This window comes from Streptomyces sp. CB02923, assembly GCF_001905005.1.
Lineage (GTDB): Bacteria > Actinomycetota > Actinomycetes > Streptomycetales > Streptomycetaceae > Streptomyces.
This window is the reverse complement of record NZ_LWKZ01000001.1, coordinates 933,226-945,335: the sequence shown is the minus strand read 5'-3', so window position 1 is coordinate 945,335 and position 12,110 is coordinate 933,226. Positions and strand designations below refer to the sequence as shown.

10 protein-coding genes and 1 pseudogene are annotated in these 12,110 nt (G+C 72.6%); 5 read left to right on the top strand and 6 right to left on the bottom strand.

The annotated features are described in order from the left end of the window. Positions 1–26 precede the first annotated feature (26 nt). The 3 genes and pseudogenes from A6A06_RS03960 to A6A06_RS03950 form a co-directional block, all read right to left on the bottom strand. Positions 27–278, bottom strand: coding sequence for a hypothetical protein (locus A6A06_RS03960; RefSeq protein WP_073758769.1), 252 nt, complete (start codon positions 276–278; stop codon positions 27–29). A gap of 170 nt (positions 279–448) precedes the next feature. Then, positions 449–940, bottom strand: a pseudogene (locus A6A06_RS03955) (sigma factor-like helix-turn-helix DNA-binding protein); the annotation flags it as partial. 191 nt (positions 941–1,131) lie between these two features. Beyond that, positions 1,132–1,632, bottom strand: coding sequence for a MarR family winged helix-turn-helix transcriptional regulator (locus tag A6A06_RS03950; protein ID WP_073758766.1), 501 nt, complete (start codon positions 1,630–1,632; stop codon positions 1,132–1,134). 345 nt (positions 1,633–1,977) lie between these two features. Between A6A06_RS03950 and ilvA the strand changes: the two genes are divergently transcribed. The 3 genes from ilvA (at position 1,978) to A6A06_RS03935 (ending at position 5,425) form a co-directional block, all read left to right on the top strand. Next, positions 1,978–3,195 (top strand): threonine ammonia-lyase, encoded by a 1,218-nt coding sequence (ilvA, locus tag A6A06_RS03945; RefSeq protein ID WP_073758764.1) that lies wholly within the window; start codon positions 1,978–1,980, stop codon positions 3,193–3,195. A 317-nt stretch (positions 3,196–3,512) separates the two neighbouring features. Further along, complete coding sequence (locus A6A06_RS03940; protein WP_073758762.1) at positions 3,513–4,568, top strand: ATP-binding cassette domain-containing protein; 1,056 nt, start codon at positions 3,513–3,515, stop codon at positions 4,566–4,568. After that, positions 4,565–5,425 (top strand): ABC transporter permease, encoded by an 861-nt coding sequence (locus A6A06_RS03935; RefSeq protein WP_073758760.1) that lies wholly within the window; start codon positions 4,565–4,567, stop codon positions 5,423–5,425. The genes A6A06_RS03940 and A6A06_RS03935 overlap by 4 nt, the downstream gene beginning before the upstream one ends. 221 nt (positions 5,426–5,646) lie before the next feature. Here the strand turns inward: A6A06_RS03935 and greA are convergent, their stop codons facing one another. Next, a complete protein-coding gene (gene greA / locus A6A06_RS03930; protein ID WP_073758758.1) occupies positions 5,647–6,144 on the bottom strand; it encodes a transcription elongation factor GreA in 498 nt (165 codons plus the stop codon). 365 nt (positions 6,145–6,509) lie between these two features. Further along, positions 6,510–6,914 (bottom strand): DUF4307 domain-containing protein, encoded by a 405-nt coding sequence (locus tag A6A06_RS03925; RefSeq protein ID WP_073758756.1) that lies wholly within the window; start codon positions 6,912–6,914, stop codon positions 6,510–6,512. A gap of 95 nt (positions 6,915–7,009) precedes the next feature. On the opposite strand from A6A06_RS03925, the gene mca reads away from it, so the two are divergent. After that, complete coding sequence (gene mca, locus A6A06_RS03920) at positions 7,010–7,882, top strand: mycothiol conjugate amidase Mca (RefSeq protein WP_073758754.1); 873 nt, start codon at positions 7,010–7,012, stop codon at positions 7,880–7,882. A gap of 7 nt (positions 7,883–7,889) precedes the next feature. Further along, on the top strand, positions 7,890–8,174 hold the full coding sequence (locus A6A06_RS03915; protein WP_443333715.1) for a hypothetical protein: 285 nt from the start codon (positions 7,890–7,892) through the stop codon (positions 8,172–8,174). A gap of 347 nt (positions 8,175–8,521) precedes the next feature. On the opposite strand, the gene A6A06_RS03910 is transcribed toward A6A06_RS03915, so the two are convergent. After that, on the bottom strand, positions 8,522–11,809 hold the full coding sequence (locus tag A6A06_RS03910; protein WP_073759779.1) for a tetratricopeptide repeat protein: 3,288 nt from the start codon (positions 11,807–11,809) through the stop codon (positions 8,522–8,524). Positions 11,810–12,110: the final 301 nt, after the last annotated feature.

Genomic DNA, 12,110 nt, shown 5'->3' with positions numbered 1-12,110 from the left:
GGCACGCACGAGCCCGGAGCCGCGGCTCACCACCCTTCCAGCGGAGGGGTGGTGTGCGCCGGCGGCGGCAGCCACGGCTGGTCGACGGCCGCCCAGACCAGGAACGCAGCCAGCGCCAGCACGGCCAGCAGCCAGAGCGCCTGACGCGCGAGCCGCCGGTGGACCAGCAGCCTGCGGCCGTTCGCGGCGGCCCGCAGTGCCAGGTCGGGCGGGACCGGCGGATGCGGTCCGTCCAGCATCCGCCGCACCTCGGCCTCCTTGCGGTCCGGCAGGCTCATGGCGCGGCCGCTTCCGTGCGTGGGGGCGGGGACGCAGGAGGGTGCGGGGGCGGAGCCTGCGGCCACGGTCGGTCCGGCACGCCGTCGGGCCCCGGTACGCCGTCCCGCTCCGGCATGCCATAGGGCTCCGGTACTCCGTCCGGCTCCGGTGCCCGCGCGCCGACCGGCACCGGCGTTCCCGTGTATCCGCCGGGGGGATTGCTGCGCATGTGCCCGACGGCCCGCAGGCACAGCGTGTGGACGCGTTCGGCGGGCAGGCCCAGCTGCGCCGCGGTCTGCTCCTCGGCCACGCCCTCGTACAGGCGCAGGACGAGCACCAGCCGTTCCTGGGGGGACAGCCGCCCCAGGAGGCCGCCGGGCGGTGGACGTCTGCCGTGCCACAGGGCGCGGGGCAGGCGTTCGCGCCAGGCGGAGTGCGCGAAGCGGGCGGCCATCTCCTGGCGCGTCCGGTCGTACGGGTCCTCGCCGCGCAGCCGGTCCCAGGAGGCGTACGTACGGGCCAGCGCGAGCGTGAGCAGCCGCTCGGCGGCGGGGGCCGGACGGCCCTCCGGCTCGGCGGTCAGGAGGGTGGCGGCGCGCAGCAGACGTCCGGCCGCACCCGCGACGAACGCCTCGAACTCCCGGGCACGACGGCGTTCCTGGGCTGTCCGCCGCTCTCGCACAGCTCCATGGCACGGCAGGCCCGGCATGCGGTCAAGAGGCGGCCGGGAAAAACCGGGGGGCCGTGCGGAGCGCACACTCCGGGGCGCACACCGGGGCACGCGCCGTGACGCGGGCGCCGCGAGCGCCCGCGGGTCCGGCCGCCTGCCGGTACGCCCTGTTCAGGGCCCGGCGGCCGGTTCCCGCCGTCCGCTCAGGAGCTGGACGGCACCGGGGGCAGGGTCGCGGTGACCGTGGACAGGGAGGCGTTGAAGCGCGTCAGCAGCGTGCAGAACGCGTCCCGCTCCGCCTCCGTCCACTCCTCCGTGACCAGCGCCATCAGCGCGCGGCGGGAGGCCCGCACCTCCTCCAGCCGGGACCGGCCGCGCTCGGAGAGCTGGAGTACGACCGCGCGCCCGTCCTCGGGGTGCGAGGCGCGGTTGACCAGACCGGAGTCGACCAGCGGGGCGACCTGCCGGGTGACGGTGGAGGAGTCGATGCCCATGCCGGCGGCCAGCGCCTTGACACCCATCGGGCCTTCGTTGTCCAGGCGGTTGAGGAGCAGGTAGGCGGCACGGTCCATGGAATTGCGTGCCTGGCCGACGCCGCCGAGCCGGCTCTGTTCGGCGCGGCGGGCGAAAACGGCGACTTGGTGTTGCAGCGCGTCGAGAAGAGCGGGGTCGGTGTGGGTCGTCATGTCCGAAGAGGTGGGCATGGCCGGGAGCTCGCTTCATGGGATGCGTACGGATTGGGGGACAGAGTACGCGGCCCCGGCGCGGCCCGTACCGGCGCTGTCCAAAGACGTGCCCCTCCGGAACCGGTCCGGCGGCCCCGCGCACCCGCCGCGGGCCGAACTGTAAGACTGGGCTTCATGGACGATCACACGCCGCACGAGTCCACTTCCGCCTCCGGTTCCCCTTCGGGTTCCGCTTCCGGTTCCGCCGCCGGTCAGCGGCCCGGTTCGGCATCAGTCCCGGCAAGTGCGGAGGCGCCCGGTACGGGTGGGGCGCCGGCGTCTGATTCCGGTTCCGCCTCCGTTTCCGGACCGGGTGCGCCCCCGGTGGCCACCGCCCCCGCCGCGCTCACCGTCGAGGACATACGCGAGGCGCAGAAGATCCTGTCCGGTGTCGCCCGGTCCACCGCCCTGGAGGGGAGCCGGCACCTGTCCGCTTCGGTGGGCGCGCCGGTGCATCTGAAGTGCGAGAACCTGCAGCGCACCGGCTCCTTCAAAATACGTGGCGCGTACGTGCGGATCGCGGGCCTCTCCCCGGAGGAACGGGCGGCCGGCGTGGTCGCCGCCAGCGCCGGCAACCACGCGCAGGGCGTCGCGCTGGCGGCCTCGCTGCTCGGGGTGCGCTCGACGGTGTTCATGCCGGTCGGCGCCCCGCTGCCGAAGGTCGCCGCGACCCGCGAGTACGGCGCCGAGGTGCGGCTGCACGGCCAGGTCGTGGACGAGACGCTGGCCGCCGCCCAGGAGTACGCGCGCCGCACGGGCGCGGTCTTCATCCACCCCTTCGACCACCGGGACATCATCGCGGGCCAGGGCACGGTCGGCCTGGAAATCCTCGAACAGTGCCCGGAAGTGCGCACGATCGTCGTGGGCATCGGCGGCGGCGGGCTCGCGGCGGGCGTCGCGCTGGCGGTCAAGTCGCTGCGGCCGGACGTGAAGATCATCGGAGTGCAGGCGGCGGGCGCGGCGGCCTATCCGCCCTCGCTGGCGGCCGGGCGGCCGGTCTCGATCGAGGCGCCGGTGACGATGGCGGACGGCATCAAGGTCGGCCGGCCGGGCGATGTGCCGTTCAAAATAGTCGGCGATCTCGTCGACGAGGTCCGTACCGTGTCCGAGGACGAACTCTCCAGCGCTCTGCTGCTCTGCCTGGAGCGGGCCAAGCTGGTCGTGGAGCCGGCGGGGGCGAGTCCGGTGGCGGCACTGCTGTCGCGGCCCGCGTCCTTCGAGGGGCCGGTGGTCGCGGTGCTGTCCGGGGGGAACGTCGATCCGCTGCTGATGCAGCGCATCCTGCGGCACGGCATGGCCGCCGCGGGGCGCTACCTGTCGCTGCGCCTGCGGCTGACGGACCGGCCGGGGGCCCTCGCGACGCTGCTCGGAGTGCTGTCGGAGGTCGACGCCAACGTCCTGGACGTGAGCCATGTGCGGACCGATCCGCGGCTCGGGCTCACGGAAGCGGAGGTGGAACTGCACCTGGAGACCAAGGGCCCGGAGCACTGCACCGAGGTCGGCATCGCGCTGCGCGCGGCGGGTTACACCGTTATGGGCTGATGTCTGGCGGGATGGGCTGATGCCTGGCGGGGTGGGCTTACGTCCGGCGGTACGGGTTTCCGTCCGTCGGGATGGGCTGACGTCCGGCGGGGGTGTGGGCTGACGTGCGCAGAGGCGCGCGGCCGAGAGAGGCGCGTACGCAAACGCCGTCTGGCGTATATCGCGATGTATCGCGTGTGCGCTATGGTCCGGGGCGAGGCGGGGTGCCGACGTGTGTCCGGCGCCCGCCCGATACCGGGCATGTACCCGTAGAGCGGGTGATGTCCGGTCACAGTAAAATTCTTCCTGGAGTCAACCCATACCTTGGGAGTACCCACATGCCAGGCGCCATTTACGCCGAGGGTCTGGTCAAGACCTTCGGCAAGGTGAGGGCTCTGGACGGCGTCGACCTCGACGTCCCCGAAGGAACCGTCCTCGGACTGCTCGGCCCGAACGGAGCGGGTAAGACCACCGCCGTACGGGTTCTGACCACGCTGCTCCGGCCGGACCGCGGCACCGCGGTCGTCGCCGGTATCGATGTCCTCAAGCACCCCGACGAGGTGCGCCGCTCCATCGGCCTGTCCGGCCAGTTCGCCGCCGTCGACGAGTATCTGACGGGCCGCGAGAACCTGACGATGGTCGGCCAGCTCTACCAGATGAGCGGGCGCGACGCGAAGACCAGGGCCGCCGACCTGCTGGAACGTTTCCATCTCGCCGACGCCGGCGACCGGCCCGCCAAGACCTACTCCGGCGGTATGCGGCGCCGGCTCGACCTGGCCGCCGCGCTGGTCGTCAGCCCGCCCGTGATGTTCATGGACGAACCCACCACCGGCCTGGACCCGCGCAACCGCCAGCAGTTGTGGGAGGTCATCCAGGAACTGGTCGCCGGCGGTACGACCTTGCTGCTCACCACCCAGTACCTGGAAGAGGCCGACCACCTCGCGCACGACATCTGCGTGGTCGACCACGGCAAGGTCATCGCCCGCGGCACCTCCGACGAGCTCAAGGCCCGTACGGGCGGCGAGCGGGTGGAGGTCGTCGTGCACGCCACCGAACACATCGCGACGGCCGACGAGGTGCTGCGCGGCTTCGGCAAGGGCGAGAGCAAGATCGAGCAGCACACGCGCAAGATCACGGTGCCGGTGGCGGGCGGCGCGAAGCTGCTCGCCGAGGTCATCCGCGAACTCGACGTACGCGGCGTCGAGATCGACGACATCGGGCTGCGCCGGCCCACCCTGGACGACGTGTTCATCTCGCTGACCGGCCACGCCGCCGAGACGGCGGAGGGCAACGGCGACGACGGGGACGGCAAGGACGCCGGGGGAGGACCCGCCGGGCGGCGGGCGGGCCGGGCGCCGAAGCGGGACCGGAACACCGAGGAGGCTGCCAAGTGAGCGCCATTACGCAGACGGGGCCGCGGGTCGGGGTACCGAAGCGGCGCGGCGCGGTCAGCCAGTCCGTCCGGGACTCCCTGGTCGTCGCCAAGCGCAATCTGATCCGCATGCTGCGCATCCCCGAGATGGTCATTTTTGGCCTGATACAGCCGATCATGTTCGTGGTGCTGTTCAGTTACGTCTTCGGCGGGTCCATAGCCGTCGGCGGCAGCACCTCGCCCGCGGCCTACCGCGAGTTCCTGATGGCCGGCATCTTCGCCCAGACCGTCACCTTCGCCACCGCCGGAGCGGGCGCCGGCATCGCCGACGACATGCACAAGGGCCTGATCGACCGGTTCCGCTCGCTGCCGATGGCGCGCGGCGCCGTCCTCACGGGCCGCACGCTCGCGGACCTGGTGCAGACCGCGCTGACGCTGGTCGTCCTCGCCGTCGTCGCCTTCCTGGTCGGCTGGCGCTCCCACGAGAACATCGGCAAGGTCGTGGCCGGGTTCGCCCTGCTGCTCCTGCTCGGCTACGCGTTCTCCTGGATCGGTGCGCTGATCGGCCTGTCCGTACGGACGCCGGAGGCCGCCACTTCGGGCGGGCTGATCTGGCTCTTCCCGCTGACGTTCATCTCGAACGCCTTCGTGCCGTCGGACAACATGCCGACGTTCCTGCGGCACATCGCGGAGTGGAACCCCTTCAGCGCCACGGTCCAGGCCGCCCGCCTGCTGTTCGGCAACCTGCCGCCGAACTACAAGGCGCCCGACGCCTGGCCCATGCAGCAGCCGGTGCTGGCGTCGCTGCTCTGGTCCGTCGTGATCATCGTGGTCTTCCGTACGCTCGCGGTGCGCAAGTACCGGTCGGCCACGGCCTGAGGCGGAGGCAGGCCGGGGCCCACCGGGCCGTACGCGTCGGGCGGCCGTCCCGTATATGGGGTAGCGGTACGCGGCCGCCCCGTATACGCGGTAGCGGTACGCGGCCGCCCCGTACGCGACATGCGACACGCGACCGTCCCGTACGCGACACGCGACCGGCCCGGAGCCGCTGGGGCTCCGGGCCGGTCGTCGTCAGGCTGCGGGCGGGCGCCGCGCGGCGCTCAGCCCGTGTACGGCTTGGCTTCGAGGATCTTCACCGAAGCCTTCTTGCCGTTGGGGAGTTCGTACTCGGCGGTCTCGCCGATCTTCTTGCCGTTCACCCCGGAGCCCAGCGGGGACTGCGGGGAGTAGGTCTCGATGTCCGAGCTCGCGTACTCCCGCGAGGCCAGCAGGAACGTCAGGGTGTCGTCCGGGTCTCCGTCGAACGCGATGGTGACGACCGTGCCGGGGGCCACGACACCAGTGGCGGCGGGCGCCTCGCCGACCTTCGCGGTCTCCAGCAGCTGCTTGAGCTGGCGCATCCGAAGGTCCTGCTTGCCCTGCTCTTCCTTGGCCGCGTGGTACCCGGCGTTCTCCTTCAGGTCACCTTCCTCGCGGGCCGCCGCGATCTTTTCGGTGATCTCGGCGCGTGCGGGACCAGACAGGTACTCCAGCTCGGCCTTGAGCTGGTCATACGCCTCCTGGGTCAGCCAGGTGACGTTGTCGCTGGTCTGGGTCACAGGTGCTCCTCGTCGGTGCTGGGGATAAATCAAACGCCCTACCAGGAAGGCTGCGCCTTCTCGGGTGGGCGAAACCACGAGCCTAACAATTCCGGCACAAAACGGGGAAGGGGATTTCACCGGGAACGTCATCGGCCCGGATCGTGGCCGGTCAGCGCGACGGCCCCGGGCGGACCCGGCGACACACCGGGATGTCGTACACCGGGATGTCGTACGGGGGCCGAGGGACGGGGCGGGCCGTAGGGGCGCGTACGGCTTGGGCGGGCTGCGGGGACGGACGGCGCGGCTGTGGGGGCTGTGGGGCTGTGAAGGCTGGGCTGCGGGGCGAGGCCGCGCCGGGTCGGCTGCCGGTCACCGGCCCCCGGTCAGCTGCCGGACGTGCAGCCGACCAGTACGGCGTTGGTCGCCCGTGCCGTCGTACGCACCGTGACCTCGACGTCCACCTGCTCCTTCGGGGCGTCGACGGTGACGTCCTTGCGCCCGACCTCGGCGCCGTCGTCGGACTGCGAGCGCAGCGTGCACACGCCGGTGTCGTCCTTGCCCTTGACGACCTCCAGATGCACCTTGACGGCGCTGTCCGAAACGCGGTTCCAGGTGATCACCCGGCCACTGAGGTCCTGCCCGGAGATGTAGGAGAATCCGGACCAACCGACCACGCCGAGGAGCGCCACGCCCAGCACGGCGCCGACGATCTTCAGCTTGCGGTCGGCGCGCTGGTCGGCGGAGCGGCCGTAGCGTCCGTCGGGCAGCCCTTCGCGCACCGCGGTCATGATCGCTCCTCCTGCCGGGGGCTCCGGAATTATTCGCCCCGCGCTTCGGTCACTATAGGAAACATCTTCTCCGGCCTTTCACTGAGGATCGAGTCTTGACTGAGCAGCTGCGACTGATGGCAGTGCACGCCCATCCCGACGACGAGTCGAGCAAGGGCGCGGCCACCATGGCCAAGTACGTGTCCGAGGGGGTGGACGTGCTGGTCGCCACCTGCACGGGCGGGGAGCGCGGCTCCATCCTCAACCCCAAGCTCCAGGGCGACCCGTACATCGAGGAACACATCCACGAAGTGCGGAAGAAGGAGATGGACGAGGCCCGGGAGATCCTGGGCGTCCGGCAGGAGTGGCTGGGATTCGTCGACTCCGGGCTGCCCGAGGGCGACCCGCTGCCGCCGCTGCCCGACGGCTGCTTCGCCCTCCAGGACGTGGACGCGGCGGCGGAACCGCTGGTGAAGCTGATCCGCGAGTTCAAGCCGCAGGTCATCACGACCTACGACGAGAACGGCGGCTACCCGCACCCCGACCACATCATGACCCACAAGATCTCGATGGTGGCCTTCGAGGCGGCCGGCGACCCGGAGAAGTACCCGGAAGCGGGCGAGCCCTGGCAGCCGCAGAAGCTCTACTACAACCAGGGCTTCAACCGTCCGCGCACCGTCGCGCTGCACGAGGCGCTGCTGGAGCGCGGCCTGGACTCCCCGTACGGGGAGTGGCTGGAGCGCTGGAAGGAATTCGAGCGCCGCGAGCGCACGCTGACCACCTACGTGCCCTGCGCCGACTTCTTCGAAATCCGCGACAAGGCGCTGATCGCGCACGCGACGCAGATCGATCCGGACGGCGGCTGGTTCCGGGTGCCGATGGACATCCAGCGGGAGGTCTGGCCGACGGAGGAGTACGAGCTCGCCAAGTCCCTCGTCGACACGTCCCTCCCCGAGGACGACCTCTTCGCGGGCATCCGCAACAATTGACTCCATGATGAGCGCGACTAGCACCCTCGCCGTGACGCACTTCGTCACCCTTGCCGACAGCTTCGACAAGGACAAGGTGACCCCCGGCGTCCTCGGCTTCATCGTGTTCGCGGTCATCGGCGGCGCCGTATGGCTGCTGATGAAGTCCATGAACAAGCAGATGAAGAAGGTCGACTTCGAGGAGACCCCGGAGGCGCCCGCCGCCTCCGGCGGCACGGAGGCGGCGAAGGGCCGGGCGAAGAGCCAGGCGAAGGGGCAGCCCTCGGGGAAGGCACAGCCCAAGGCAGGCTGAGCGGCACCCCCGGACGCCGGGCGGGGTGGCACGCCGTCCACCGACCCGCCCGGCGTCACAGCGACGAGTGGATCTCCCGCGCCACGGTGACGAGGGGATCTCCGCGTCACCGCGACGAAGGGGCCGCCCGCGTCACCGTGACGAAGGGGCCTCTCCCGTCACCGCGACGAGCAGATCTCCCTCCTCACCGCGACGACGAGGGGACCTCTCGCCGCCGAAGTGACGACGAGGTGACCCAACCCCCTCCTTGTCACTGCGACGAGGTGACCCAGCCCCCTCCTTGTCACTGCGAGGAGGGGACGCACCTCCCCTTCGTCACCGCGACGAGGGGACGCACCTCCTCCGCGTCACTGCGACGAGGGTATGGACACCCCCATGACCTCGCGCGCGTGGCGGTTCGGGACCATGCCGAGCCGCCATGCCTCCCACCCCGTTTCCGGCTCGACGCCGCGGTCCAGCAGCAGCGCGAACGTCTCCGCGCAGTCCTCCACCTTCGAGTCGCGAGTCGCGTGCCCGTCCTGCGCGAGCTGGGCCAGCTCCTCCTGCGCGACCGCCGCGCCGACCACCGAGCCGCCCGGTGAGGCGAACGGCAGCAGCGTGCAGCGCAGGAACCGGGCCCAGTCCTCGCCGCGCCGGTCGCCGTAGCCGGCGAACGTCCGTGCCGCCTCGTCGGCCAGCTCCAGCGCCTGCGCCGTCCGGCCGTTGCCCGCGTCGATGATCACCAACTCCAGGCAGGACCACGCCTCCCCGTGCGGAACGCCGATCCGCTGGAAGTCCTTGCGGGCGTCCTGGAGCAGCTGCCGGGCGAAGCCGCTGTTGCGCAGCGAGCCGGTCTGCGCGGCCCGCAGGTCCCGGGTGACGCGCCCCGAATGGTGCCGGGCACAGGCGAGGCCGTAGCCGTCCTGCATCCGGCTGAACATCGTCCGGGACCGCTCCAGGTGCCGCAGCGCCGCGTCCAGGTCACCCTGCTCCTCCAGCGACTGGCCGAGGTAGTACAGCGTCCAGGCCTCGCCGCGGGCGTCCTCGTAGCGGCGGTGCAGGGGCAGGGCCTGGCGCAGCTGGTCCGCCGCCGGGTTCGGGTCGCCGTCCACCAGCCGGGCCCGCGCCAGCTGGGTCACCGCCCAGGCCTCGCCGCGGTCGTCGTGCGTACGGCGGTACAGGTCCAGGGCCGCGTGGAACGCGCTCTCCGCCCGCGGGACCTCGCCCATCCGCAGATACACCTGGCCGAGCTGGAAGTGCGCCCACGCCTGTCCGTGCAGGCTCTCGCTCTCCCGGTGCAGCTTCAGGGACTCGCTCAGCAGCGCCAGCGCCTCCGCCACCTGCGCCCGGTCGCGCTCCACCGCGGCCAGCGCGTGCAGCGTCCACGCCCGGTCACCGCGCACGTCCGCGCCGGACTGCATCTCCATGGCCTCGCGCAGCTTGGCCGCGGCCTCCGTCAGATTGCCCTGCTGCTGGAGCGTGATGCCCAGGTCACGCAGGGCGCGCGCGGCGCCGACCGGGTGCTGCGCCTCGAAATACAGGTCGACCACCGAGGCCAGCGTCGTACGGGCCTTGTCCAGCTCGCCGAGCTGACGGGCCGCGACGCCGGTGCGCCACTGCACGGAGCGCACGAGAAGCCCACGGTCGGCGGCCTTGGTCAGCTCGCTCAGCTCACCGAGGCGGTACAGGTCGCCGCGCAGCAGGCAGTAGTCGGCCAGCGCGCCCAGCAGGTGGGAGACGGTGGCCTGGTCCACGTCCTGGTCGGCGTGGCGCAGCGCGGCGGTGATGAAGCTGGTCTCGTCGTCCAGCCACTGGAGCGCCGCGTCCAGGGAGGTGAAGCCGTGCGAGCCGAAGCGGTCGGCGCGGGTGGACGTACGGCCGTCCACCAGGCGGATCACCGAGTCCGCCAGCTCCGCGTAGCTGCGGATCAGCCGCTCCTGGGCCGTGCTGCGCTCGGCCGGGTCCTCCTCGTCCACCAGACGCGCGTGCGCGAAGTGGTGCACGAGGGCATGCAGCCGGTAGCGGTCGCTGCGCACGTGCTCGATCAGGCCCGCGTCGGCCAGCGCGGACAGCTGCCGCTCGGCCTCCGCCGCGTCCACGCCCAGCAGCGCCGCCGCGGCGGCCGCCCCCAGGCTGGCCCGCCCCACCAGGGCGAGCCGGCGCAGCAGCCGCCGGGCCGTCTCGGACTGGTCCCCGTAGCGCAGCCACAGCGCCGCCTCGGCCGGGGTCGCCCGGCTCCCGGAGGCCGGGTGGCGCGCGGCGCTCTCCTCAAGATCCGCCGCCAGCGTGGCGGGCGACCGGGGGCCCAGCGAGGAGCCGGCCACCCGCAGCGCCAGCGGCAGCCCCGCGCACAGCTGCGCTATCCGCTCGACGGACTGGTGGTCGTACGGGCCGGTCTCGCCCTCGGACTCGTCGGCCGCGGCCCGCAGCAGCTCCTCGGTGCCCGCCGAGTCCAGCGCGCCCACCGGCAGCTGGTGCACCCACGCCTGGAGGTCGCCGGGCAGCTCCATGGGCTCGCGAGTGGTCACCAGCACCAGGCTGTCGGAGCGGTCCGGCACCAGCAGGCGCACCTGCTCCGGGTCCGAGGCGTCGTCCAGCAGGACCGTCACGGGCAGGCCCGTCAGATGCTTGTGGTACAGCTCGGTGAGCCGCTTGACGTGCTGCTCCTGGGAGGGGCGCTCCCGGAACAGGAGCTGCTCGCGCGGCGCGCCGAGCCGGTTGAGCAGGTGCAGCAGCGCGTCCCGCGTCGGCAGCGGCGTCTCGCCCGGTGTGTCCCCGCGCAGGTCCACCACGCACGCGCCGCGGAACTGGTCACGGAGCTGGTGCGTGGCCCGCACCGCCAGCGCCGTACGCCCCGCGCCCGGCTCGCCGTGCAGCACCACGACCGTGGGCCGGGTCTCCGTGCTCGCGCGGGCCGCGTGCACCCACTGCGCGATCTGCGTCAGATGCGCCCGCCGCCCCGCGAACGGCTGCTCCGGCTGCGGCAGATGGGAGAAGGACTGCTCCAGCACGGACCGCTGGCGGGCCGCCGCGCTGCGGTCCGCGCCGCGCAGCTGCGGCACCCGGGTGCCGCGGGAGGCCGCGGGCGCGCCGGAGGAACCGCCGCGCGTCGCCGCCGTCAGCATCCGCTGCTGGTCCAGGAACGGCCGGATGCCGCGCACCTCCAGCGCCGTGAGCCACTGGAGCCGCAACTGCTCGGGGCCGCCCGGCTGTCCGCGCATCCCCGCCTGCCGGTGGGCGGCGGGCCAGTGCCCCGCCGTCAGCTTCACGACCGTCGCCGCGGCGCCCGCGGCCACCACCGAGACTCCGACGCCGAGGGCCGCGCCGGGGCCCGTCCCGTACGCGAGGTCCGTGCCGAAGGCGGCGACCGCCGCGACCAGGGTGGCCACCGCGGGCGTGCTCAGCTCCTTGCGCGTCAGCCGCTCGGCCAGCGGGCGGTGTCCGGCCGCCGCCTCGTCCAGCGCGTGCACGTACGCGCCGTACTCCTCGGACGCGGTGCCGGCCAGATCGTCCAGCACCGCGCGTGCCCGGGACAGCAGGACGCCCCGGTCAAGGGTCCCTTCCGAGCGCCGGACCTCTTCCTCGACGGCCCGCGACAGCAGCCCCTCGGCATCCGCCCGGTGGCTGTCCCGCAGCACAGCCGGTGAGCTCGCCATGCCTTCCCCCTCCTGCAGTTCCCAGCGTCCCGGCAGGTTCCGGTGCTCCCGGAATCCTCCGGCCTCCCAGCGCTTCCCGGCGGCCGGGGCAGCGCCCCCGCCCGGCCCGCGGTGATCGGTTCCCGTACCCACAGTGTTCCGCTTCCGCGCCGAATCCGGCAGGCCTCTGGATAACTCCCCGCCCACCCCCTCCGCCACCCACCGCGGGCCGCCGTCGGGAAAGACACCCCACACCGAACCGCCCGAACCGCCTGGCTCAGGAGGCTTCCCCGTATCGGCCCCGGCACGCCGGGGAGGGGCG